18 protein-coding genes are annotated in these 26,050 nt (G+C 48.5%); 11 read left to right on the top strand and 7 right to left on the bottom strand.

Translation table 11 applies throughout. The annotated features are described in order from the left end of the window. Positions 1 to 22: 22 nt before the first annotated feature. The 4 genes from hydA (at position 23) to ald (ending at position 5,680) form a co-directional block, all read left to right on the top strand. Positions 23 to 1,405, top strand: a complete 1,383-nt coding sequence (gene hydA / locus ACFPXP_RS02085; RefSeq protein ID WP_379891920.1) for a dihydropyrimidinase — start codon at positions 23 to 25, stop codon at positions 1,403 to 1,405. A gap of 272 nt (positions 1,406 to 1,677) precedes the next feature. Then, positions 1,678 to 3,153: a CoA-acylating methylmalonate-semialdehyde dehydrogenase gene (locus ACFPXP_RS02080; RefSeq protein ID WP_379891918.1), complete on the top strand. Its 1,476-nt coding sequence runs from the start codon at positions 1,678 to 1,680 to the stop codon at positions 3,151 to 3,153. Between the two features lie 24 nt (positions 3,154 to 3,177). Beyond that, complete coding sequence (locus ACFPXP_RS02075; RefSeq protein WP_379891916.1) at positions 3,178 to 4,530, top strand: aspartate aminotransferase family protein; 1,353 nt, start codon at positions 3,178 to 3,180, stop codon at positions 4,528 to 4,530. A gap of 16 nt (positions 4,531 to 4,546) precedes the next feature. Further along, positions 4,547 to 5,680 carry an alanine dehydrogenase gene (gene ald / locus ACFPXP_RS02070; protein ID WP_379891915.1) on the top strand — a complete coding sequence of 378 codons (1,134 nt, stop codon included), beginning with the start codon at positions 4,547 to 4,549 and terminating at the stop codon, positions 5,678 to 5,680. A gap of 193 nt (positions 5,681 to 5,873) precedes the next feature. Here ald and ACFPXP_RS02065 read toward each other — a convergent pair whose 3' ends face one another. After that, positions 5,874 to 6,371 carry an SEC-C metal-binding domain-containing protein gene (locus tag ACFPXP_RS02065; protein ID WP_379891913.1) on the bottom strand — a complete coding sequence of 166 codons (498 nt, stop codon included), beginning with the start codon at positions 6,369 to 6,371 and terminating at the stop codon, positions 5,874 to 5,876. Between the two features lie 361 nt (positions 6,372 to 6,732). Here ACFPXP_RS02065 and ACFPXP_RS02060 point away from each other — a divergent pair, with 361 nt between their 5' ends. Next, entirely contained in the window at positions 6,733 to 7,023 is a 291-nt protein-coding gene (locus ACFPXP_RS02060; protein WP_379891911.1) for a small, acid-soluble spore protein, alpha/beta type, read from the top strand. A 38-nt stretch (positions 7,024 to 7,061) separates the two neighbouring features. Here the strand turns inward: ACFPXP_RS02060 and ACFPXP_RS02055 are convergent, their stop codons facing one another. Further along, complete coding sequence (locus tag ACFPXP_RS02055; protein ID WP_379891909.1) at positions 7,062 to 7,562, bottom strand: hypothetical protein; 501 nt, start codon at positions 7,560 to 7,562, stop codon at positions 7,062 to 7,064. A gap of 153 nt (positions 7,563 to 7,715) precedes the next feature. Here ACFPXP_RS02055 and ACFPXP_RS02050 point away from each other — a divergent pair, with 153 nt between their 5' ends. Then, a complete protein-coding gene (locus ACFPXP_RS02050; RefSeq protein ID WP_379891999.1) occupies positions 7,716 to 9,020 on the top strand; it encodes a stalk domain-containing protein in 1,305 nt (434 codons plus the stop codon). 110 nt (positions 9,021 to 9,130) lie between these two features. On the opposite strand, the gene ACFPXP_RS02045 is transcribed toward ACFPXP_RS02050, so the two are convergent. The 3 genes from ACFPXP_RS02045 to ACFPXP_RS02035 all read right to left on the bottom strand — a co-directional run bounded on the left by ACFPXP_RS02045 (position 9,131) and on the right by ACFPXP_RS02035 (position 13,346). Beyond that, positions 9,131 to 9,760: an Rv0361 family membrane protein gene (locus ACFPXP_RS02045; RefSeq protein ID WP_379891907.1), complete on the bottom strand. Its 630-nt coding sequence runs from the start codon at positions 9,758 to 9,760 to the stop codon at positions 9,131 to 9,133. Positions 9,761 to 9,954: 194 nt separating this feature from the next. Continuing rightward, positions 9,955 to 11,574, bottom strand: coding sequence for a response regulator (locus tag ACFPXP_RS02040; RefSeq protein ID WP_379891906.1), 1,620 nt, complete (start codon positions 11,572 to 11,574; stop codon positions 9,955 to 9,957). 2 nt (positions 11,575 to 11,576) lie between these two features. Continuing rightward, positions 11,577 to 13,346, bottom strand: coding sequence for a sensor histidine kinase (locus ACFPXP_RS02035; RefSeq protein ID WP_379891904.1), 1,770 nt, complete (start codon positions 13,344 to 13,346; stop codon positions 11,577 to 11,579). Between the two features lie 254 nt (positions 13,347 to 13,600). On the opposite strand from ACFPXP_RS02035, the gene ACFPXP_RS02030 reads away from it, so the two are divergent. The 3 genes from ACFPXP_RS02030 (at position 13,601) to ACFPXP_RS02020 (ending at position 17,169) form a co-directional block, all read left to right on the top strand. Further along, positions 13,601 to 14,455 carry an ABC transporter permease gene (locus ACFPXP_RS02030; RefSeq protein WP_379891997.1) on the top strand — a complete coding sequence of 285 codons (855 nt, stop codon included), beginning with the start codon at positions 13,601 to 13,603 and terminating at the stop codon, positions 14,453 to 14,455. Positions 14,456 to 14,472: 17 nt separating this feature from the next. Next, complete coding sequence (locus ACFPXP_RS02025) at positions 14,473 to 15,351, top strand: carbohydrate ABC transporter permease (protein WP_379891902.1); 879 nt, start codon at positions 14,473 to 14,475, stop codon at positions 15,349 to 15,351. A 111-nt stretch (positions 15,352 to 15,462) separates the two neighbouring features. Beyond that, positions 15,463 to 17,169, top strand: a complete 1,707-nt coding sequence (locus ACFPXP_RS02020; RefSeq protein ID WP_379891900.1) for an extracellular solute-binding protein — start codon at positions 15,463 to 15,465, stop codon at positions 17,167 to 17,169. A 310-nt stretch (positions 17,170 to 17,479) separates the two neighbouring features. Here the strand turns inward: ACFPXP_RS02020 and ACFPXP_RS02015 are convergent, their stop codons facing one another. Next, positions 17,480 to 18,862, bottom strand: a complete 1,383-nt coding sequence (locus ACFPXP_RS02015; protein WP_379891898.1) for an extracellular solute-binding protein — start codon at positions 18,860 to 18,862, stop codon at positions 17,480 to 17,482. A gap of 387 nt (positions 18,863 to 19,249) precedes the next feature. Here ACFPXP_RS02015 and ACFPXP_RS02010 point away from each other — a divergent pair, with 387 nt between their 5' ends. Next, positions 19,250 to 23,683 carry an S-layer homology domain-containing protein gene (locus ACFPXP_RS02010; protein WP_379891896.1) on the top strand — a complete coding sequence of 1,478 codons (4,434 nt, stop codon included), beginning with the start codon at positions 19,250 to 19,252 and terminating at the stop codon, positions 23,681 to 23,683. An 88-nt stretch (positions 23,684 to 23,771) separates the two neighbouring features. Here the strand turns inward: ACFPXP_RS02010 and ACFPXP_RS02005 are convergent, their stop codons facing one another. After that, complete coding sequence (locus ACFPXP_RS02005; RefSeq protein ID WP_379891894.1) at positions 23,772 to 24,995, bottom strand: enolase C-terminal domain-like protein; 1,224 nt, start codon at positions 24,993 to 24,995, stop codon at positions 23,772 to 23,774. 257 nt (positions 24,996 to 25,252) lie between these two features. Between ACFPXP_RS02005 and ACFPXP_RS02000 the strand changes: the two genes are divergently transcribed. Continuing rightward, positions 25,253 to 25,933, top strand: coding sequence for a GntR family transcriptional regulator (locus ACFPXP_RS02000; protein WP_379891892.1), 681 nt, complete (start codon positions 25,253 to 25,255; stop codon positions 25,931 to 25,933). Positions 25,934 to 26,050 lie beyond the last annotated feature (117 nt).

Genomic DNA, 26,050 nt, shown 5'->3' with positions numbered 1-26,050 from the left:
AAATGATGGGAGAGTGCAAAGGATGAAGAAGCTAATCAAAGGCGGAACGATTGTAACCGCGGCAGATATGTATCAGGCGGATGTACTCATTGAGAATGGAATCGTAACGGCGATCGGCACAGCATTCGATGAAACAGGAGTCGAGGTGATCTCGGCGGACGGACTCTATGTGTTCCCGGGCGGTATAGACCCGCATACGCATTTAGATATGCCGTTCGGAGGGACGACGACGAAGGACGACTTTAGAACAGGAACGAAGGCGGCCGCATTCGGAGGAACCACGACGGTGATTGACTTTTGCTTGACGACCAAAGGCCGGCCGTTAAAAGAAGCGGTTGAAACATGGCATGAAAAAGCGCGAGGCAAAGCTTCGATTGATTACAGCTTTCACCTGATGATTTCGGAAATCAATGATGACGTGCTGGAAGAGCTTCCGCAGGTGATTGAGGAAGAAGGGATCACGTCGCTCAAGGTGTTTATGGCCTACAAAAATGTGTTCCAGGCGGATGACAGCACCTTGTTTCGGACGATGGTGACGGCTAGAGAACACGGGGCGCTCGTTATGGTTCATGCGGAAAACGGCGACGTCATCGAATATTTAACGAATGAGGCATTAGCCGCGGGGAATACGGATCCCATCTACCATGCACTTACCCGGCCGGCTGAATTGGAAGGGGAAGCGACGGGGCGCGCGGCCTACCTTACTGCGCTGGCCGATTCGCAGCTGTATGTCGTGCACGTCACTTGTGCTGAAGCTGTGAAACAGATTGCCGCAGCCCGGCAAAAAGGCTACCGCGTATTCGGTGAAACGTGCCCGCAATATTTGCTGCTCGATCAGTCTTATTTAGAAAAACCCGACTTCGAAGGAGCGAAATATGTTTGGTCTCCTCCGCTTAGGGAGAAGTGGAATCAAGAGGAATTGTGGAATGCGTTAAAATCCGGACAGCTGCAGACGATCGGATCGGATCAATGCTCGTTTGATTTTAAAGGACAGAAGGAACTGGGCCGCGGCGACTTCTCTAAGATTCCAAACGGCGGACCTATCATTGAGGACCGCTTCAGCTTGTTGTATTCAGAGGGTGTGTGCAAAGGCAGAATTACCTTAAATCAATTTGTAGACATGATTTCTACACAAAGTGCAAAATTGTTCGGCCTATTTCCGAAGAAAGGAACGATTGCCGTAGGATGTGACGCAGATATCGTGCTGTTCGATCCGAAGGTGGAACGAACGATTTCTGCCAAAACGCATCATATGGCCGCCGATTACAATCCGTTCGAAGGGATGAAAGTAACGGGTGAGCCGGTGTCGGTCCTCAGCCGCGGCAACTTCGTTGTAAAAGACAAGCAATTTGTAGGAAGCAGCGGAAGCGGACAGTTCATCAAACGAAACAAATTCCTAAGATAAATCGGCTGGCTGCAGCCAGCGGCATCGGTTTGCCGAAGGATCGTCCTTCTGCGAGTAGGAAACCGCGTCCTGTTCGGGACGCGGTTTTCGTCTATCTTCAGCCCGCTCACAGCGGCAAACCGAATTGTTTGACCGAATGAAAGGAATGTAAAAAGATCGGTGGTTCTTCCTAACAACCTGTCTAATGTATTTGGATTTTTGGCCCATTATACTGTGATTACAAGAAAAGAACTCACTTATTGAACAAGCATGAATCGAAAGGAATGAATGTAATGAATGTAATGAAGCCACTGCAATGGAATCATGATACGAAATTGAAAAATTGGATCGGCGGAAAATGGATCGAGTCCACTTCTGGAACAACGGAGACGGTTCCGAATCCAGCCACCGGGGAAACGATCGCAGTTGTCCCGATCTCTTCGAGAGAAGAGCTGGATCAAGCGGTGGTAGCAGCTCAGCAGGCTTTTGAGAGCTGGAAGCGCACGGCAGTGCCTCGCAGAGCGCGGATCTTGTTCCGTTACCAGCAGCTGCTGGTAGAGCATTGGGAGGAGCTGGCGCAAATCGTCACGATGGAGAATGGCAAGAGCTATGCGGAGGCGATGGGGGAAGTGCAGCGCGGCATCGAATGCGTTGAATTCGCGGCAGGAGCCCCGACGCTGATGATGGGCAGCCAACTGCCTGATATCGCCACGGGAATCGAGTCCGGGATGTATCGTTATCCGCTGGGCGTCATCGGCGGAATTACGCCGTTCAACTTTCCGATGATGGTCCCCTGCTGGATGTTTCCGCTCGCCATCGCATGCGGCAACACATTCGTGCTGAAGCCGTCCGAGCGCACGCCGATATTGGCGAATCGTTTGGCGGAGCTGTTCAAGGAAGCAGGGCTGCCGGACGGCGTGTTGAACATTGTGCACGGAGCACACGACGTTGTGACCGGACTGCTTGAAAATGATAAAGTAAAGGCCATCTCCTTCGTCGGATCCCAGCCGGTAGCGGAGTATGTTTATAAGACCGCGTCGGCCCACGGCAAGCGAGTGCAGGCGTTAGCCGGCGCAAAGAACCACTCCATCGTCATGCCGGATGCCGATTTGGATCATGCCGTGACGAATATTATCGGTGCAGCTTTCGGTTCGGCAGGAGAACGCTGCATGGCCGCATCGGTCGTTGTTGCCGTAGGGGAGGCTGCCGAGCCGTTAATTGAGCGCTTGGTTCAGGCGGCGAATGAGATGAAGATCGGGAACGGCCTGGATGAAGGAGTGTTCTTAGGTCCGGTGATCCGTGACGAGAATAAAGCCAGAACGCTGAATTATATTGAGATCGGCGAGAAAGAAGGTGCCGTGCTGATCCGCGACGGCAGACAGGATGAGGCGGTGAAGCAGGAAGGGTACTTCGTCGGTCCGACCATCTTCGATCAAGTCAAGACGGACATGAAAATTTGGAAGGATGAAATTTTTGCGCCGGTTCTGTCGATCGTGCGAGCCAAGGATTTGCAGGAAGCGATCGACATCACCAATCAATCCGAGTTTGCGAACGGCGCTTGCTTATATACGGATAGCGCCAAAGCGGTACGTCAGTTCCGCGAAGAAATCGATGCCGGCATGCTGGGCATTAACTTAGGCGTTCCCGCACCGATGGCATTCTTCCCGTTCTCGGGGTACAAGAAATCGTTTTATGGTGATTTGCATGCCAACGGCAAAGACGGGGTTGAATTTTATACCCGCAAAAAAATGGTGACGGCACGCTATTAAGGTCACGAGGGAGAGGATTAATCTATGTCTTATGATCAAAACATAAAAGAGATCGCGGATAAAGACAAGCGGTATTTGTGGCATGCGATGCAGCCGTATAACGAGCAATCGCAGCCGATGGTCGTGACGGAAGGCAAAGGATCATGGATCACGGATATGAACGGCAACCGGTATTTAGACGCCATGTCAGGATTATGGTGCGTCAATGTGGGGTATGGAAGGGAAGAGCTGGCCAAGGCGGCTTACGAACAGCTTACCAAGATGCCGTATTATCCGCTGACACAAAGTCACCTGCCGGCCGTCCAGCTCGCTGAAAAACTGAATGAATGGCTGGAGGACGAATATGTCATTTTCTTCTCAAACAGCGGTTCGGAAGCGAATGAGACAGCCTTTAAAATCGCAAGGCAGTATCATCAGCAAACCGGCGGGCACAGCCGTTATAAGTTTGTTTCGAGGTACCGTGCTTATCACGGCAACTCCATGGGAGCCTTAGCAGCGACGGGACAGGCGCAGCGCAAATATAAATACGAGCCGCTGGGGAACGGATTTGTCCATGTGAGACCGCCTGACAGCTACCGTCGCCCTGCTGGAATGAGTACAGAGCAATTCCAACGGTTTTGCGCTCGTGAAATTGAAGAAACGATTCTGTGGGAAGGCAAGGAATCGGTTGCCGCGGTCATCATGGAACCGGCGATTACCGGTGGAGGGGTCATAGTACCGGATCCGATATATATGAAAGAAGTGGAAAGCATTTGCAAGAGGCACGGCGTTCTTCTCATTATCGACGAAGTCATTTGCGGTTTCGGCCGTTCCGGCGAAAAGTTCGGCCATTTGAACTTCGGCATCAAGCCGGACATTGTAACGATGGCGAAAGGCTTGACCAGCGGTTACCTACCGTTATCGGCTACGGCCGTCCGCAAGGAAATCTACGAGGCATTCAAGGATCAAGCGGATTACAGCTATTTGCGCCATGTGAATACGTTCGGAGGGACGCCCGCATCCTGCGCATTAGCGCTTAAAAATTTGGAGATTATGGAAAGGGAGCAGTTAGTTGAACGTTCCAGAATGCTTGGCGAACGTTTGCAGACGGAGCTTCAAGAACTGCTGGATCATCCGCTCGTTGGAGACATTCGCCGTTTTGGCTTCCTGATGGGCATTGAGCTTGTGCTCGATAAAGAAACGAAGCATCCGCTGCCGCTTGCGGACGTGACGAAGGTAATTGCCGATTGCAAAGCGAGAGGTCTTATTATTGGCAAGAATGGAGATACCGTTGCAGGATATAACAATGTATTGACGCTCTCACCGCCGTTGTCATCTACAGATGAGGATGTGGACTTTATCGTCCGCACATTAAAAGAGGTCATTTATCAACAATAAAAGGGGTGTATACATCATGAGAATCGGAGTTCCCAAAGAGATTAAAAATCATGAATATCGTGTTGGACTCACGCCGGGTGCCGTTCATGCTTTCACAAGCGCAGGGCATGAAGTGCTTATAGAGACACATGCAGGCCATGCGATCGGCTTTACGGATCAAGATTATATGCAGGCAGGCGCTCGCATCGTATTGAAGGCGGAGGATGCTTGGTCTGCGGACATGGTCATTAAGGTCAAAGAGCCTCTTCCGGCGGAGTATGGTTATTTTAGAGAAGGATTGATCCTGTATACCTATCTGCATCTGGCACCGGAGCCGGAACTTACGAGGGCGCTGATGGAGAGCAAGGTGACCGCTTTCGCATACGAAACGATTCAGCTGCCAAACGGCAGCCTCCCGCTCTTGACACCAATGAGCGAAGTCGCTGGACGGATGTCGATACAGATCGGTGCTCATTTTCTGGAGAAGGCACATGGAGGAAAAGGTGTACTGCTCAGCGGGGTTCCCGGCGTCGCTCCCGGCAAAGTTACGATCGTCGGCGGGGGCATCGTCGGCACCAATGCAGCCAAGATGGCGATGGGCTTAGGGGCAGACGTGACCATCCTCGATATTAATCCGGACCGTCTGCGCCAGTTGGATGATTTGTTCCAAGGCCGTGTGAAGACGATGATGTCCAATTCGTACAATATCGCGGAAGCGGTGCGACAGGCTGATTTATTGGTGGGGGCGGTTCTGATTCCAGGAGCCAGGGCGCCGCGCCTAGTTACCGAAGAAATGGTTAAGCAGATGAGCCTGGGCTCCGTGATCGTTGACGTTGCGATTGACCAAGGCGGATCGATAGAGACGATCGATCGGATTACGACACACGACGCTCCAACCTATGAGAAATTCGGCGTCGTTCATTACGCTGTTGCCAACATGCCGGGTGCAGTGGCCCGCACTTCAACTATGGCTTTAACCAATGTGACGGTTCCGTACGGGCTGCAAATCGCGAACAAGGGATGCATTCAGGCGGCACGTGACAATCAGGCATTGGCGAAAGGCATTAATGTCATGAATGGAAAGGTGACCTATAAGGCCGTCGCTGACGCACATGGTACGGAGTATGTGCATGTCCATACGCTGCTGGGGGATACAGCGGTTTCCATATAGCCGTTAAAGTAAGGAAATTTTGGCCTAAACCAAGAAAAACGCACGAAGGACCTCGTTTCACGTGATCATCATCGTGAACCGGGGTCCTTCGTCCATGTAGATGCATGATGATCGGAATTGTCCATCGTTGATCTGCATAACAATATCATCCCAAACCTTGTCAGTTGAAAATAGGAGGTAAGGGGGATTCAACCTAGCTGACAGCTTGATGCTGTTCGCTGAAGTCGTTCAACGCTTTTACTTTTTGCGAAATGGTGCCGGAGGAAACTCCGTAGCGATCCGCTAACTCGGATTGCGTAAGCGATTGCCCTTCCATGTTCGTTGCAATATAGTATTCGATCGCAGCGGCATATACCTGAACTTTTCTGACCTGCGGCTGCGTTTTCTCGGAGAAATCGCTCCATAGACGAACAGACTTCTCGGCAAACTCAGACGAGTAACGATCTGACAGTTCATTGACCAGCAGCTGGGCCACTTCACGATACGATTCGTTTTCCCAATGGGCAGGTTCGAGCAGCATGTCCAAGTCGGAAACAGGCTTAGATGTGACAGCAGAAACCGATGCTTCCTCAGCTTGTGCGATAGCAGCAGGGCGGTTATAAAGCTTCGCCTGGTCTTTCTCAAGACAGCATTTTTTATATTTTTTTCCGCTCCCACAGGGACAAGGTTGGTTACGACCAATTTTCTTCATGAATCCAATTCCTCTTTTCTTGATAATAAAGAAAGCTATCTTTCATAACCTTGTGGTGGTTATGGGTCCCATCAACGTCATGTCAAAGCTCGGCCGAAACGCGGTTATGCCTTTGACGCCGGATCGAATGAAATCATTCACACGGACGATTAGGGTTCGGAGCTTTGCTTCACTTTGGTGGGTTACTTGTAACATTCCAGATAAAAGGTTATCATGTTTGGCCGCTTTCGACAACCTGCAGAGTGGGGAATAGTATAGTTTTCCAGTTGGTTTTGGCAAAATAAGCAGAGTTGGATGTTCTTACAAATGGCAGGGAAAGTTAAAAGAGAGAACATCAGTATTTACAAAGGATGTGATAAGGATGTCAAGAAGAGGTAGAAGTAGAAGATATGCCGTACCCGGCGTGGAGCAGGAAATGAAACAATTGAAGTCGGATGTGATGAGCAGGGCGGGGTATCCGGTAGATCCGAATCGTCCTGATGATGTGAAGTATGAAGCAGCAAGGGAAGTGGGCGTTCCTCTTAGACCTGGCGACAATGGGCATCTGACGACGGAAGATGCGGGAAAAGTAGGAGGCCAGATCGGTGGAAGAATGGTGAAGGAAATGATTCGCATCGCTCAAGAGCAGCTGAACAACCGGCCTCGATCATAGGCATTCGCTGAACGAAACAGCCTCTCGCCTGCCGCAAGCTATTTAGACAGCATTTTGTCGATCTCTGATTTCATCGAGCGGAGGACCGTTCTTTTATGGCGTATCCCCAAAGTAAGCACTTTAAGCTGTTGGCTGCGGGATAACTGCTTATAGCGCCGCCGTTCCTGCTTGAAGAATGTTCGCAGGATCGACCAGCTGACCGGTGTCATGCGGCTTGCATATTTCGAAGGAATGTGCTTTTGAACAGATCGGTTTCTCCACCGCTGGAACCATGATTTCTCCTTCCCCCGTCCTGATCTTTTCTTATCTTCAACGATGCATGGAGCTAGCTTTTGGTTCGAATGCTTGTTGAGATACACATACCGGTCAAAGCCGCTGATTAACGTATAGCTGCCGTCCTTTTGATTTTTGCGGACGACCAATAAGTGCATACAGTCCAACATATAGGTGCGAAGCTTGCGTAAAGAAGAAGTCATCGGAATGTCGCTCTTGACGGGGTGTATTTTGCTTAGGGGTATATATTGAACGGTAATTTTCATTATGCATCCCCTCCTTTGTTACTTTATGAGAACTTGATATTGTCCTATTCAGCCTATTCGGTCTTCGCTATTTAGGCCATAAAGGGTCCTAAAGATTGTGCCGAACTTATTCTCTATGTAAAATAACAGAAGGAGGGGTGCACATTGAGATGGATGAAACGAATGACGTTAGCTGCCCTGTCGGTGACCTTGCTTCCGCTCGCGGGTTGGGGCGGGACCGTGGTCAACGCGCAGGAGGCAGCGCTGAAAGTAATATTAGACGGAAAGACGCTGCAGTTTGATGTGCCGCCGGTCGCAATTCAAGGTACGACACTCGTTCCGATGAGAAAAATTTTCGAAGGACTGGGCGCGACGATAACAAGCTGGGATAACGCTACCCAGACAGTAACAGCAGTGAAGCACCAGACAGAAATTATGTATACGATCGGTGAAACAGAGGCGCTCAAGAACGGCAGGGAAGTGACATTTTCAGCAACCCCGGGACGCATCGTGCAGGGACAGACGTTCGTTCCACTGCGTTTTATCAGCGAATCATTAGGTGCGAATGTACAGTATGATGCGCAGACAAAAACGATTACGATTCTAAGCGGTCAAAGCACGAAAAATTGGGCGGCAACCCCGGAGCTCGTCAGCCAGTATCGTTTGACTCTTCCGCATGCAGCCATGATGGAGAAGGTACCGGCATGGGTTTCTTACTTGAAACAACATCAGGATGCCAATTCGATCGTTTTCTTCGGAGATTCGACCACATGGGGTTCTTATATGGGAAGACTGGAGACTGCCTCTTCGATCATTCAACAGACGACGGGAATTCAGACGTTTAACTTCGGAGTACCTGGCTTCACAACGACGCACATGGTTCCATTCATGAAATATGTAATGCAAGATGTGAATGAGCCGCAGGTTGCGATTCAGCTGCAGTATTTTTGGGGAGACTCAAAGGAATACACAGGTCTCAAGGAGCTCTTAACGGCCAGTATTCCGGATTACAGCACGGGGCTGGCGGCGCTTGGCATGGACATGAATCAGGACGATGAATATTTAAAGCCATCATTTGCCGATTACACGGCGAGGGATCCTGAGGCGCTGGCCAGAAGAATCGATGAGCTGAAACCGTTATTTATACCGAAATCTGCTATGGACCCTGAATTAGAAGCTAGATTAATAGAGCTTAAAAATTGGATCGCTGCTAGACCCGATCAGCTGTTTTATATTTATGTACCGCCGTATATGCTTACTGAAATTGAAAAAAATACTTGTTTAAGTGCTCCCCAGCTGGCGAATTACACCAAGCAAATGGAGGCATTGTTTAAAGATATGGACAATGTTCGCTTCCGGGACTTTAACCAGATGGATATAGAGTGGAAAACGACAGATTTTATCGATTGGATTCATCGCTCCGCTCAAGGAGAGAAGCGCTTTGCTGAGCTTTTGCAAAATTGGTTGACCGAAGGGTGAACTGTCTTGTGATGGTTGGCCGATGATGCCATAGCGATGATGAATAACGAATCTAACTACAAAACGCCGCAGCCCCTTATTCAGGCTTGCGGCGTTTTTTTATCAAAGGATTAAAATCCCAAATTTTCGTCCAGATACCACTTGCCATCTTCCTTAACTAGTTCCAGGGTATCCTCTTCTTCATCTTTTTCCCCAAATTGCTCATATTCGATGCGGTACGTTACAGAAGCGTAATCGCCATCTTCTTCGACATCAAGAATTTCATAATCGGTTACGTCCATTTCGCTTTCTTCCAGCTGTGCTTGTAAAGCCGCAGCGGCAAGCTTTCTAGTCGCATCTCCGCCGGGCATCGAATCTGGATGGAACAGCTCAAGCATAGCTTCCGCATCCGCATCATCGGTTGCTTCGATGAAGCTTTTTACAGCAGCTTCAGGAGAAGATTGATCTTTTCCTCCTGTCAGCCAGATGATGGCGATAATCACAATGACAGCAGCGCCGGCGACGATGGAGATTAATTGATTTCTAGAGAGCTTTCCTACCGGACTGCTTGGTGAAGGGGCAGCATATGGCGCTTGTGCTGCAGGTGGTGCAATTGGAGGCTGCTGTGCTGTGTTGGACGGTTCAACCTCATTCGGTGTATCCGTTGTTTGCGGAATCGCGCTTGGTGTTACTTTTGTACCGCAATTTGGGCAGAAAGCCGAATCGTTTGACATCTGGCTTCCACAGTTGCTGCAAAACATATTTGTTCATCCTTCCGACAAATGATAAATTCTTCTAATAATATACTCTATATTTTTAAATTAGAACAGAGGGAAAATTGACATGATCCGACATGAATGCTTAGTCTCTGTTTCCACTTCCTATATTTTCCGCTATATTTATGAATATTTGACCTGGATCTCGTGGGAATAATGAACATTCGCATGAACTTTTTTTATTTCGTTTTGTCTCGATATTCTTGTGGAGTCAGGCCGTATTTATCCTTAAACACCTTAATGAAATAGCTCGTTTTTTGATAGCCGAGACGCTCAGCGATTTCATAAATTTTCTCATTTGTGGATTGCAATAAATGCGCTGCCTGTTCCATCTTCATTCGGAATACAAATTCGCTGATGCCTTCGCCCGTCTCCAGTTTGTATACCTTCGACAAATAGGAAGGATTCAAATAGACATGGGAAGCGATGGACTGCAAGGTGGCCTGGTCCAAATGGGAAGTGACATATTCCTGTACCTGCTTGACGAGATCCTTTCGTGTATCCTTCTGTTCGTTGGACATATCTTTTGCATAATTTTGAAGGATGTGGAAGGTCCACTCGCGGAGCTGCTGCACGGTATGAAAATGCACGCCGCTGACCAGCTTGTCGAATTCGGAGCCCATAATATCTGCAAGCCACCTTTTACTCTTATGAACGGAATGGCTGAACATGCTGATGATCGTAAAGTAGGTCTCCAGAATATGTTCATGCGATTCGCCCCAATGCTGCTCTAATTCATCAAAGATCGAATTCAGCTTGCTCGCTGCCATCTCCCACTGACCAGCCTCTAGTAGATGGGCAAGAAGAGGAGGCTCGTACAGCTGACCTAGCGAGTTAGCCGTTCCTCTCCCTGCTTCTCCCGTGTAGGTGATGAGCAGCTCTCTTTCGCTGCCGATGCGCTGAAGAAAGTGCAGCAGCGCGGTATCATACATATTTCCGATGTCTGCAGGAAAGCGGCCCGCTTGATGCAGAAAAGCGGAGACCGTTCCCTTTAAGTACAGCTTAACGTAATGCTGCAGCTGGGACACTTTTCGTTCAATTTCATCGGTAGTAATGTCCTTGCCGCGGCCTTCCGCTTGCTTGGGCTGGATGAGAAAGACCATATAATCATGAGCGTCCTTGGTACCCCATAGATGGAATTCGTCTGAAAAAATCTCATCCGCCATATTCGTAACCGCAAATTCCATCAGGGCGGTATCCGATGAGTCGTATCGGTAAAACTGGCCTTCCATCCGCAGGAACAGCATGAGGACGGGGTGACCGAGGGAGAAGGGGATTTCCAGCAATTCTAATTGATCGGCAATCGATTCATCGGTATAACGCCGCTTGCTGAGCAAATCCAGCAGCAAATGGTTGCGCAGAACGGGTATATGCGCCTTCAGCGAAACGAGTGCCTTTTGCCGGGAGCTGATTTCGCCCCACTGCTCCTCCATTTGCCGGACGGCTTTGCGTACCGCATCCAGAAGCTGCTCATCGTCCGCCGGTTTGAGCAAATAATCGTTCGCTTGATGCTGCAGTGCCTTTTGGGCGTATTCGAAGTCGGAATAGCCGGATAAAAGTATGCACTTGATATTTTTCCAGGAAGCACGGATTTTTTCGATCAGCTCGAGGCCGGACATGCCCGGCATACGGATATCTGTAATGACGATATCAATCGGCTGTGCTTGTACGATCTCTAGTGCCCCCTGTGCGGAATAGGCTTTATGCACTTTATCAATTCCAGCCTCATGCCAAGGCAGCATATCAGCTAAATCATCTACTAAATCGATTTGGTCATCTACGATTAACAATTGATGCATGCTCAGTTCTCTCCTTGTCTTTCTATCTCGAGTGGCTGGATAGAATGGGGACTTTTCGGCCATTGTACGGTCACCTTCAGACCGCCTTCGGCTCTTCGCTTGAATAGTAATTTGGCCTGATCGCCGAATTGAAGACGCAATCGCTGCTGTATGTTCCACAGTGCGCATCCGGTTTCCTCTGTCGGCGCAGAATGGATGTCTTTTTCCAGCTTGACCAGCTCCGATTCCGTCAAGCCGACGCCGTTATCGATAACGTGGATGCAATGAAATGCTTCCGACTCTTCTCCCAAAATCTGCACGAGACCGTCGCTATCCGCCGGTTCTACACCATGCAGCACTGCGTTCTCCACAAGCGGCTGCAGCAGCAAACGAGGAATTTCCAAATTCCACATCGAGGAAGGGACGTGCATCTCAAAACGCAGATGCTGAATGTGAAGCTGCTGGATTTTCAAATAGCTTTCCACGAGATCCAGCTCTTCCTTTAACGACGCAGATTGCTTTTCGACTCTCGTTGTGTAGCGGTAATATTTGCTCAAATGGAGGACAAGCTCCATCACAGAATCTTTCTTATTCAGTCTTGTCAGGCTTCGGATCAGGGCGAAGCAGTTGTAAAGAAAGTGCGGGTTGATTTGCGACTGCAGCTGCTTCAAATTCGCTTCCCGTGCACGGATTTCTTCGACGTAAACCTTTTGGATGAGCTGCTCCGTTTCTGCTGCCATTTCATTGAACCGATGGAATAAAAACGTAAACTCATTTTTCGGGTCCGAGGTTATTCTAGCGGAGTAATCTCCCATTTTCAGCTTCTGAACGCCGCGAATGAGCTGCACAATCGGCCGCTGGACATTTTTATACAGCAAATAGGCGGCGACGACGCTCATGACGAGCAGCAGGGCCATGGAACCGTAAAATAAATTTCGGCTTTTATGTATCGGCTGCACGATGCTTTGAAGCGGAATGTAGTCAACGACGTACCAGCCGAGCGAAGGGATTTCCCGGCTGCCGATCAAATAATCTTCACCGTTTAACTCGGTTATGCGATTGCTGTATGCGAGTGCGCCTTCCTCGCGGATACGCTGGGTGATCTGTTCTACCATTTCACTATTTGCCGTTCGGTTCAAAATGACCTCACCGCCGGGACCGTACAAGAATGGATCTCCGCTGCCGCCCACCTTGAACTGATCCAGCTCGCGCACGAGATCCTCCTCTCGAAATGAAAGCTCTACGATGAGACCGGCGTTCTCCAGCTCGGTCTGATCAATGACCGGCTTCACTATATGGCGCAAAAACCACTTGCCAGTCGATCCCATGAACGTTAACGTTTTGTATTCCCATACGGGACTGTATCTTTCCCGCAGCATATCCAAATCGTAGGAAAACAACGTCGAACTCGTGGATATAATCTGCTCATTTTCAGGTGACATGATGCTGTACTGCGTATCCCAGGTGCCTGTCACATTGAGCAGCTGAAGACGCTCCAGCATTCGAAGCTTTTCCTCCGTAAGCTCATATTTCGTTTCCAGTAAGTGGAGGTGGCGTAGCTTCTGTATGTGAATGTCTTGGCTTAAGATGAAGCCTAGAGTCGAGATGCTGTCTACCGTCTTATTGATATCGTTCGCAAAATAGTCCAGGTCTTTCTGTTTCAAGGAGGTGACTTCCTCTGTAAGAACTTGGACACTGACACGATTGGACATGGCGTACAGCACCATAATCGGGATGAGCAGCAGGAAAATAAACAATGTAATTCTTCGGAACGTGCTGTACTTTAAACGCATGGATCTCGGCTCCTTTACCCTCGTAAAAGTCAATAAAGTGGCATCTTTCCAAAAACCTTGGTCTATAGACCACAGGGCTTACGCTGATACAATTAATAATACAGAAGCGCTTTCATAGTTCAACAAAAAATTAGAAAATAGGTGGAATAGGAGGGAATCTTTTGAAAGCTGCAGTACAGCCTAACGAGCACGTCCCGGTAAAGAAGAAAAGGAATCCGCGTGAGCGGTTTAAGCGCACATGGCCTCTTCATTTGATGCTGCTGCCCGCGGTGATTACGGTCATTATTTTCGCGTATGTCCCGATGGGCGGACTTATCATGGCATTCCAGGATTTTAAGCCGTATGAGGGCATTTGGGGATCGCCGTTCGTTGGATTCGATCATTTCAAGTTTATGTTTGAGTACCCCGACAGCAAGCAGGTCATTTGGAATACGCTGATCATTTCAGGATTAAAAATTGTTTTTGGCTTAATTGTGCCGTTCGTCTTTGCCATATTGCTGAACGAAATCCGAAAAATGCTGTTTAAGCGAGTGGTGCAGACATTGGTTTATTTGCCGCACTTTATTTCGTGGGTCATTCTCGGGGCGATCTTGACGGATATGCTGGGCAGTGACGGCATTGTGAATACGACGCTGGAGGCGATGGGAATTGAACCGGTCTTCTGGCTTGGTGACGGAAACTGGTTTCGTTTTACAGTCGTCGTCAGTGATATTTGGCAGAATTTCGGCTTCAACACGATTGTTTTCCTTGCCGCGCTGGCAGGTGTCAACCCGTCCTTGTATGAGGCTGCGGAGGTCGATGGAGCAAATCGCTGGAAGCAGACACTGCATATTACGATTCCGGCCATGATCCCGATTGCGGTTGTAGTTGGCACACTTTCATTAGGCAATATATTGAATGCGGGATTTGATCAAATTTTCAATTTGTATACGCCGCTCGTTTATGACAAAGGCGATATTATCGATACGTTCGTGTATCGGACAGCGATATTGAATGGGCAGTACAGCTTTGGTACGGCCGTCGGTATGTTTAAGTCGCTCGTCGGCATGGTCCTCATTATCATTTCATACCGGCTGGCGTACAAATATGCGAATTATCGGGTGTTTTAAGGAGGGGAGAGAAGAACATGTACTACAAATCGAAAGGGTACAGGCTGTTTTCGGTTTTTAACTATACACTGCTCACCCTCATCTGTATTTCCTGTATTTTGCCGCTCATTCATATTTTAGCGGTCAGCTTTAGCGGGAGCGCGCCGGCGAATGCGAATTTGGTTAAATTATGGCCGATAGACTTCAACTTGGATGCGTACAGCAAGACGCTGGATAATGAGAACTTTCACAGTGCGCTGTGGATCGCGGTGAAACGGACGCTTTTGGGAACGGCTGTAGGGATGGCACTCATTACGCTGGCTGCTTACGCGCTGTCCAAAGATGGAGCGAGCTTTAGAAGCCGCACTTTCTACACATGGTTTTTCCTGTTTACCATGCTGTTCAATGGCGGGATTGTACCGTCGTATATGTTGATTCGCAACCTTGGACTCATGAATTCGATCTGGGCGCTTATCCTCCCGGTTGCTGTGAATGTGTTCAATATGGTGCTGCTGATGAACTTCTTTAGAAACGTGCCGAAGGAGCTGGAAGAGGCGGCTCATATCGATGGTGCAGGTCATTTCAGGACGCTGTGGAGCATTTATTTACCGATTTCTTTACCTGCAATTGCTACAATCTCATTATTTACTATGGTGTTCCATTGGAATTCGTGGTTTGACGGTTTACTATATATTACAGATTATCGGGAATACCCGCTCGCGACGTTCCTGCAGACGGTTATCGTTCAGCAGGATTTCAATAAGATTAATCCCGATGTAAATGAACTGAAAAATATATCACAGCGGACGGTCAAATCGGCACAAATCTTTATCGGCACACTGCCGATCCTGCTGGTGTATCCATTTCTGCAGAAATATTTTGTGAAAGGAATTGTATTGGGAGCAGTGAAAGAATAATCACATCAAAAGAAATAAGCATCAATACAAAATTTATGGCATTTCCCTAAAAAATGAAAGCAATTACAGTATATATGTAAAACCAATCTTGCTAAAGTAGGGGGAAGGAAAATGAAGAAATGGCTTGCTTTGGTGTTGACTGCGGTCATGTTATTCACAGTCGCTGCGTGCGGCAGCGGAGGAAACAGTGGGAATAACGGAAATAACGAAGAAGGAGAGGGCGCGGAGCAGTCCAGTTTCACGAACGGGAAATATGATCCGCCTATTACTCTGACTACGGTGAAGGGGCTGGATCAGAATGCTTCGGTATTTAAAGAAGGCGAAACGGTAGAGGATAATGTTCATACACGCTTGATAAAAGAACGCCTTGGCATCGACATCAAATATGACTGGGTAGTCACCAGCACGAATGACGGATATAAAAATAAGCTGAGACTCATGCTTTCATCCGGTGAAAAAATGCCTGATGTCGTCATGTACCGCGGCGATTCGGAAACAGTTAATCTGCTCATTGATTCCGGTCAGTTTATGGCCGTCGATGAACTGTTCGAACAATATGCAGGCGAAGAATATAAAAAGGGCGTGGACTTAGATCCGACGATCTGGTATCCAATCACTCGTGACGGAAAGAAAATGGCTTTGCCGATCCTTGACTACGCTTACAATGGGGACAACGTACTTTGGATTCGCGAGGATTGGCTGAAAAAGCTGAACTTGAAAGCACCGACGACGATTGAAGAAATGGAGCAGGTGATGGAAGCGTTCGTTACTCAAGATCCAGACGGAAATGGGGAAGACGATACGATTGGATTGGCCACGGGCTTCAAAAACGGCTTCAACAACTGGATGACGGATATCGGTTTCCTCTTCGGTGCATATGGTACAATGCCGGGCCAATGGAACATGGGAGAGGACGGAAAATTGGAGCACGGCTCCATACAGCCGGAAGCGAAGGAAGCGCTCTTGAAGCTGAATGAATGGCTGGAGAAAGGCTACATCCATCAGGATGCAGCATTGAAAGATGAAACGACAGGCTCTGAGTATTTCACGAAGGGGCAAGCCGGTATGATGGTGGGTCCAAACTGGCTTCCGGACTGGCCGTTCCCGGATTTGGAGAGCAATGTACCGGATGCAGAGTATAAGGCCTATCCAATTCCAAGCGGACCGAATGGAAAGATTGGTACGGCAGGCGGCAACCCGCCGGTGAACGGATATATCTTTATCAATAAGGATGCGGAGCATCCGGAAGCGATTCTGCATTACTACAATTGGTTCTTCGACAATATGGCGAACCCTCAGCCAGGTTCGGAGTTTGAGAACGGCTTTGCTGAAGGGTACGACTATGCCATATTAGAGGATGGCACGTTAACAAGCGATCCGGCTGCACATCCCGAACTTTTCCCTGGCAACGTAGACTCTCAGGTGGTCAATCCGATGTACTATACGTTGACGTATGAAGGTGCCCGCATTCCGACGCTGTATGCGGAAGCGATGGTGAAGCTGGCGGAAGGCGGTACAGCAGAGACTCCATATGAGAAGTCGCTCGCTTCTTACCGGAAGAAGGAAAACATCGATGCCATGAAGGTCGTAATGGATCAAGTCGACATTCGGATGAAAAACTATTATATGGGTCCACTGACCAAGACGATGGAAAGCAAGAACGAGCTGCTGAACAAAATGCTCAATGAAACGTACAATAAAATTATTTACGGTCAAGCTTCTGCTGATGAATTCGATAAAATGGTAGACAACTGGCTGAAATCAGGCGGAGAGGAAATTACAAAAGAAGTGAATGAATGGTATGATTCGGTGAAATAAGAAACGAAGGAGCCGGCGGATGTACGCCGGCTTCTTTTTTGTGCGGGAGTAAGTTGGGATGAAGAGGAAATGTTAAGAGGGGAGGTGTGCCTCGGTCTCCCGTTGACAAGGTGTTTTTTTAACACGGTATGATGGAGAAATCACCTTTTCAAACGTCGACACTCCGGCACACCTCAACCCTCAATATGTATAGGTTTTTTTTAATACAGCTTCCTACGAAGAAAACATCCGGCGGCCAATTGCCGGTTCCTTCGTTTATGAATGAGGAGAGGGGCAAAGGGTCAAGGAGAGGAAGCCCTTGCTGACCAGTTTAAAGTTTCGATAATTGGGTGATCAATGCTTCCTTGCTTTGAATGCCCATCCAATACAGGTTCATCGTGGACAGAAGCTGTTCCATCCGCTCCGGTGATAAGTTCAGATCACTCAAGGTAGCGAATGTATCGCTGATTTCACGGTATATGCCGAATCCAGCTGGACGGTATCCGATCTCATCTCCCTCCCATTCCGCAGCCTGCTGCAGTGCAGGAATGCTGTACGTATGCTTGCGGATGTGAAGCTGGGCTTCATAGGAAGCTATGTACTCCATAAATGCTCTAGCGGCTTCCTTTTGCTTGGAGCGGCGGATTAGAGCCAATCCAATCGTTAGCAGCAGTGTTTTTGGAACATGAACATGGGGCAGCGGAGCGATATCAAATGGAGGTCCGGCATCTCGAAGTTTGTTCAAATTAAAATATGAAGTGATCATTACCGATACTTGCTGCTCGGCAAACCGTTTTTCCACATTGAAATCATTTTCGGACAATAAGAGAGAGAACAAATTTTGCCGGTGGATGATATCGTAACAGGTTTGGATACTGTCCATGATTCGCTCGGAAGCCCATAGGCCTTTATTCGAATCGCCCGCCGCAAAATCAATTCCGCTCTGCAGCATAAAGATTGGCCAACGGTTGGTTGTACTTGGATAGAAATAGAAGGACAATCGATTCTTCTCTTGGCTTTCCAGCTTTTCCAGACAGGCCATAAAATCCGTCCACTTCCAATTGTAAGCAGGCACAGGCGCTTGACACTCGGCAAAATGCTGCTTGTTGAAGCATAAAATGACGGGCGAAAAGGTAATAGGGTGTACAAACATTTGATTTTGTTTCTCCATAAATGGCGGCAATAAGTACGGATACACCCCGGACTCTAGCTCGAGAGGTTCGAACAGGTCTGATAGATCCGGGTGGCGGCTGCGAAGTTGATTGTAATTGAAATGGTTGATAGCCATGACATCAACGATTTCATTTTCTATGTAATAATGGACAATCTCATCGTAGTTTAAGTATGGAAGAGGAACCGTTTTGATATGGATGTGCGGATGGCTCTTTTGAAAATGAAAAATGAGTTGGTTCAGATCGATGTCATTGATGAGCGAAGGATAAACCCCAACAGAGATCGTAACGGTGGCGGGCACAGCCGAATCCTTCACACGGATTCCGACACGCGGAATTCTTTCTATTAAGGATTCCGAGACCAACTGTTCCAGTCCTTTTTGTACGGAATTGATACTTAGCTTAAACCGCTTGCTCAATTGATTTAAAGAGGGGATGAATGCTCCGCTTTTTAATTTGCCGGTAACAATCTCATCCCGCAGCGAATGGATCATGTCATCCAGCCGTTCGCGGAATGTCGTTCGGCTTGGTTTTTCCTGCAAGTCTCGGTCTCCCTTTCTGATTGGCTTCAATTGGATTTCTATGCACTCATTTTAACGTATAAAGTTCATATCGGAAAATTTGTTTCCCATTTTGAATCTAAGCAGGAAATTTGTTGGGCAATTTCATTTAATGTTAGCATTTCTGACTTGACACTCTCCGATACGTTACATACAATAATACCATTAATATGATATAGATATGATATAGAAGAAGGGAGGGATTCTGTTTCGTTTGCGCGGTAGAGGGAGAGATCCGAGAGGCAATTGCATGATCAAATTTGCGATGAGGGAGAGCGGTGTCAAGTGAGCCTAATGAAACGTAAGAGCGTTAAAAGTTGGACGATCCTCGCGATTTGTTTTTTCGTAATTCTGGGAGCGCTCCCAATTATGCCGGCTGCAGCATCTGAAGGCCAAGAATGGGAAACGCAATTATTGAATCCTGGGTTTGAACTAGAACTTGCGGGAGGGGATATTCCAGGCTGGAGCGTAGATCCAAGCACGGCATCATTCGGAACAGCATCCATCAATAGCGATTTAGTGAGAACAGGCAGCTATAGCTTGTTGTTTGAAGATAAGACGGCAGGCACGAAGCCGGAAGGTCATTTTAGAATATTAAGTCATGAGATTTCGGCTTCCGAGGGTGATTCGGTGACTTTCGACGTATATGTACATAAAGCAGCCGCGGAAGATCAAAGTCATGGCCTTCAGCCTGTTATTCATTATTACAATGAAGCGGGAACGGAGATACTGCCGAACGAATTTGTGAATTATGGCAGCACAGCTATTCCGGTCGGTGAATGGTTTCAGATATCGGTAACTGCAGAAGCCCCCGCGGGCACGTCTTATGTTAGAGTCGGTCTGTATTCCGGATTTCCTAGCCTGACCAAAGTATATGTAGACGACGCGAAAGTGACGATTGTACCGGATGAGTCTGTGACACCGGATCCGTCCCTTTCAACAGAATTGATCAATCCGGGTTTTGAAGAGGCACTAGATGAAGGGCATATTCCTGGCTGGAGCATCGATCCTTTGACAACAGGCGTGATGGACGTGAATACGGAAAATTATCGAAGCGGAGCGGCCAGCCTGTATTTCAAGGATTCCTCAAGCGAGACTTCTTTGCGTGTGCTCAGCAATGAGGTCGCGGTAACAGCAGGTGATGCGATGGTCGTTGAAGCCCATGTGTATGTGATCGAGCAAACGCATAATATTGTCACGCAAATGTATTATTATAATGCGGATAATGAGCAGGTAGGCGTCGATGAAGCGTTGTTCTCGGACGTAACCTTGGGGAGTAGAAAGTGGTCCGCCATGAGGGTGCTGTCCAATGTGCCTGAGAATGCGGTATATGCCAGGGTCGCTTTATATTCAGGTGCTCCCAGCTTAACCGAGGCCTATTTTGATGATGTATCCTTGACGGTGCTTGCTCCTGATATACCGCTTGATCGCAGCTATGAATCTCCCGATGCGCTTGGCGATATGGTATATGTCAATCTAGGGCAGGCGGGGGCCGTTCAAACGAATGCGGCCGGAGAGAATGAGGTTTATTTTGTATCGAACGGCAAGCCGGGAAGCTTCTTTGTCGTCGATGGAGAAACAGGAGCGCTGAAGTTCCAGGAAGTGATTCCGAATACGATCGCGACTTGGGCGATGACGATTGGACCGGACCAAAATGTATATTTTTCAGGGACTGAGGACGGCAAGCTGTATCGCTATTTGCCGCTGGAGAAAAAAATAGAGTACCTTGGTTATAACGAAACGGACAATTGGACATGGGATTTGGAAGCCATAGGCGATAAAATTTATGGCGGAACTTTCAATAGTTCGACAGATGGCAAGTTATTCGAGTATGACATCACGAATCAAACCTTTCGCAACTATGGTGTCGTAGAGGACGGCCAGCAGTATGTTCGAGGTATTGCGGTTGATGAGGACTATATCTATGCCGGATTGGGAACTACACTTCGACTGTATAAGATCGATCGTGTCACGGGCGAGAAAACCGAAATTCATGTTCCCGGTTATTCCGGTGAAACAGGGATGGTTGCAGATATCTTCGTACATGGCGGGAAGCTGTTCGTATCGGTCAGCACAGTCAATATGGTCGTCATTGATATCGAAACCGGAGAGGTCGATGCAAGTTTTCAATACAGCAACATGATTTCAGAACCGTCGCCGGACCAACCGGACGTGATCTACTATAAGTACTTAACTCAATTTTATAAGTACGACATGAGTACCAAGCAATCGACTGAAATCATTCTTCCGTTTCCGCTGCCGGATACAACACGCGTAAAGGACATGGCATGGATTAAGCTGCAGCAAGGGGAGAAGGCGGGGCAAACCGTGCTTGCGATGGTCACGCAGTATGGAGAATATATGCTCATCGACCCTGATGATGCATCGGTTTCGTTCATTGAGCTTGATATCGATGCACAGCCTGTCAATATTCAGTCTTTGAAAAGAGGATTTGATGGAAGATTGTATATGGGCGGATATCAGCGCGGAATGAGTGTCTATAATCCGTTTACTGATCAGCTCGACGTAAGCATCTCTTCCTTTGCCCAACCGGAAGGCATCGGGTTCATGAACGATCGCGTTTATTATGGAACTTATGTATCAGCGGTGATGTACGAATATGATCCATCCTTGCCGGCAGTATTGAATGAAAACCCCAAACTCGTGTTTGATATCGAGCATCAGGATCGACCGTTTGCGATCACGTCCGGAGATAATAAGCTGTTCGTAGGAACTGTGCCGGATTACGGCTATTTAGGCGGCGCATTGGTTATATATGATGAAGCTTCGGATACGTGGAAGCAGTACGACCATGAGGAAGTCGTCAGGAACCAAAGCATTATCGGCTTGGCTTATAAGGATGGTCTCTTGTACGGAAGCACAACGGTATGGGGCGGATTGGGCATCGAGCCTTCCGAACCGGAAGCAAAGCTGTTTGTGTGGGACGTAGAGAGAGGTCAAAAAATCGATGAGTTCACGCTCGACGGATTAATAATTGATGAAGCTCCGCGAATGATTGGGTCGATCTCCTTCGGACCGGACGGTCTGCTGTGGGGAGTCGTCGACGGTACCCTCTTTGCGATGGACGTGGAGACGAAACAAATTGTGAAAAGTAAAATGATCAGCCCAAGCATGTACAACTCGAGTAAATGGCTGCCTTACGAGCTGGAATGGGCACCGGATGGCACGCTGTATACGACGTTGTCACGCAAAGTGATCGCCATCGATCCTGAAACGATGCAGCATAAAGTGGTAGTGGATGAATTTGTGAACAGCATGACGCTCGGTATCGACGGCAGCATTTATTATGCTCCGAATGCCGGTGCATCCTTGTCGCGAATTGCCGTACCGGAAACTGACGCTACGTTATCCAAGCTGACTGTGGATGGACAGCTGCTTGAAGGCTTCTCGTCAGGTGTATTGAATTATACAGCATCTCTTTCAGATATGGCTGTCTTTGAAGCGGTGCCCACGCAGCCGAACGCTGTGGTCACGATCGAAGATTTGCGTGCAGCAGAGAATAAGGTAATCATTCATGTGACGGGCACGGACGGAAAGTCCAAGCTTGATTATACGGTGGAGATTGCTGAAGAACCAGTAGATCCGGAAGAGCCTGGTGAACCAGAGGAACCAACGGAACCCGGACAGCCAACAGTTCCATACGTACCTTCGCCTGGGAACCCAGCTGAAGATGCCGTTCAAAAGGTTCGTGCTTCGGATATAACCGTGAATGAGCAGGGGATAGTTCATATACCGCTACAGGAAGGAATCGAATCCATTCAATTGCCACCTCAAGTATCCGAGCTAGCGACCGGCCGCTCCGTTGTGCTGGCGAGTGACCAGTATACATTGGAAATTCCATCCGCAACGCTTGTCCAGTTGGAACAGCTTGTTTCGCAAGAGGAGCGGGAAGATGCCCATATTGTGATTCACATAGCAGGCACCGAGGAATCTAATGCACGGCAGCTGCTGCAATCGGCGATGGATGTCCATCAATCCAGCATCGTTCCTGCCTCTGAGTTGTATGGATTCACTCTATCCATCGTCACGCCAGGCGGGAAGGAAGAGATGTTAGCCGAGCACGACACCCCTGCTGTTCTAACCTTCCGAATTAGCGAAGAGATAGACCCGGAGATTACTGCTCTATATCAGATCGGAGAAGATGGGATCCTCACCTACGCAGGTGGAGTCATACAGAACGGCTGGATATCCGCGAAGGTTGCAGGAGAGGGCACCTATGCTGCGCTTGAATTCAATAAATCGTTTGAAGATGTAGCGCCTTCTCATTGGTCTTATCAAGCGATCCAAAACATGGCCGTGAGACTGATTGCCCATGGAGTGAGCGGCAATTCGTTCGCACCGAATCAAGAGATTACGAGGGCGGAATTCGTATCATTCATTTCGCGAGGACTGGGATTAAAGGCGTCTGGCAATCCGACATCTTTCACGGATGTCGATGCAGACGAGAGCTGGTATGCTTCGGATGTGTCAGCGGCCTATGAAGCGGGAATTGTGAGCGGACAAGGCGAAGGATTATTCTCACCGAATCATACGCTGACAAGAGAGGAAATGACGTTGATCGTTGTGCGCGCCTATGAATATTTAAATGGAAGTGCATGGAGAGCATCTGACGCTGCAGCGTTTACCGATCAGGATCGCATCAGTGCCTGGGCGAAGGAATCCGTTCAGGCCGCATATGAAATCGGTCTTGTGAGCGGCCGGGGCAACCAATTGTTCGATCCGAAGGGGCAGCTGACTCGCGCGGAAGCGATGCAGGTGATATACAACCTTCTGACGAAATAAATCTTATATTGGATTGGAAATCCGCTTCGCGGGTCTTAAAAGACGAGCGAAGCGGATTTTTTGTATTATGTCAGCCTAGTGATATGAATTAGCCCTTGCTTGGATCGGCCCAGCGATCGTTTGGAATGATCGGATACCATTCCGGTCGTTTCGGGTCGCGGTCGTATGCGTAGCCTCCCAAACGCACGTATTCCTCTGCATAGTAGTTCAGCTTATCGCGATCGATTTCCACACCGAGTCCGGGTTTCTCTGGGACCGCAATCGAGCCGCCTTCATATTTAAATTTGCCGCCTGCGATAATATCGTCTTTCAACTGGTGGTAGTGGGCATCAATCGCAAAAGGCATGTTCGGTACCGCGGCCCCAAGATGGATCATGGAAGCTAGCTGAATGCCGAGCTCGCCGGAAGAATGGACGGCGACGCTGTATTGGAACGTTTCACATACGGCGGCGGCTTTGTGGCATGCACGCACGCCGCCCCAAAATGTCGTATCGAGCAGGATGACATCGACGGCAGGCTGGAGTATATTATGCGCCAGCTGTTCGAAATTCACAACAACCGTGTTTGTGGCGAGGGGGAGACTTACTTTCTCCCTGACTCTTCGCATTCCGTTCATGCCCCAAGTCGGATCTTCGAGATAATCGTTGTTAAATTGCTCAATCGCTTTGGCGAATTGGATGCTTTGCTCCACGCTGTAAGCTGCATTCGGATCGAACCGCAGCCGATCCTCAGGAAAGGCGGCCCCTAAAGCTTGGTAGCATTCCAGCTCATAAGCAGGCGGGAAGACGCCGCCCTTGAGCTTATGCGTCGTAAAGCCGTGCTGCTGCTTCAAGCTACGCGTATGCTCCACCAGCTGCTCGATCGTTCGCACTTCACCAGCTCCGGAGGCTTCATCCGGATACCGAAAAAATAAGTAGCTGGCGAACGGCACCGAGTCTCTCAGCTTGCCTCCGAGCAGCTTGTAGACCGGAAGTCTGGTTTGCTTGCCGATAATGTCCAGGCAGGCGAACTCAATACTGGCCATCAGCTGTGTCCGGTTGTTGTACAGACTCGCTGTAGGATTGCAAATTTTAAATCGAAGCGCTTCCAATTGGGTGGGATCGTGCCCGATCAAGTAAGGCTTAAGTCCAGCGATGGCCATCTGGGCGCTTTCCCCGCCGCCGCCCATTTCACCGTATCCGATAAGCCCTTCATCTGTGACAACCTCTACAATCGTGCGTACAAATCGCCCCCAATGCGTGCCATTGCTGTGGCGCAGCGGGGCTTCCAGCGGTACGGTCACCGTTGTAGCTTTCAAATCTGTAATTTTCATAGCGTTCACCCGATCATTTGAAATTAAAAAAACGAGGAGGAAAAATTTTTATGATGATTTCTACGATGACCCAAAACAACTGATATGACTAATCATACTAGTATGTATTTTATGGTCGGGATATGTCATTGTCAACGATGAAATAGGGACTATGGAGCGAACAAGACAAATTATTTTGCATATATTCAGTTGAATAGCGGGATTGAAGACTGGTATGCTAGTCATACCAAAACCATCAGTGGAGGCGAACGAAGGCGATGCAGCAATATGAAGCAAAGGAACAAAAGGGATCGATCCGGGACTATGTACACGATACGCTGAAGAACGATATTATGACGCTTAGGCTGGAGCCCGGGCGATTCATATCAGAAAAAGAAGTAGTAGAAATGCTGAAGGTGAGCCGAACCCCGATTCGGGAGGCGTTCGTACGCTTATCCCAAGAGGAACTAATCGAGACGATTCCGCAAAAGGGTTCATTCATTTCTCTCATCGATATGAATCATGTCGAGGAAGCGAGATTCGTCCGCGAACAGCTTGAGAGAGCTGTTGCGAGATCGGCCTGCAGCGTACTTGAACCCGAGCAGGTGCTGCAGTTGCAGCATTTGATACTGCTGCAGGAATACTGCGCGGAGCAAAAAAACTACGAGCGCTTGTTTCAGCTGGACGAGGAATTTCATCAGGCGATATTCATCGGCTGTGGAAAGCAGCGCTCGTGGAACATGCTGCAGCAAATGAGCACTCATTTGAACCGACTCCGCATTTTACGGCTTGCATCCAATTATGATTGGGATATTATTCTCAGTCAGCATCGAGACATGGTGCAGGCGATTCGGGAGAAGGATGCGGATCGGGCAGAGCGCGTGGCGATGGAGCATCTGTCACTGGTTGTCGTGGAGAAAGAAGAGCTGGAGGAGAAATATCCAACCTATTTTAAATAAAGCCGACAGGCACGAAATTCATTGTTGAAGTAGAAAATGCTTCAGGCTATAATAATTGCAAATCATATGACTAGTATGACTAGTCATATGATTGTGCTGCAATAGCTATATCAGCTT

Origin of the sequence: Marinicrinis lubricantis (genome assembly GCF_042658665.1) — a bacterium.
GTDB lineage: Bacteria > Bacillota > Bacilli > Paenibacillales > KCTC-33676 > Marinicrinis > Marinicrinis lubricantis.
This window is presented reverse-complemented; position numbering and strand designations above follow the sequence as displayed.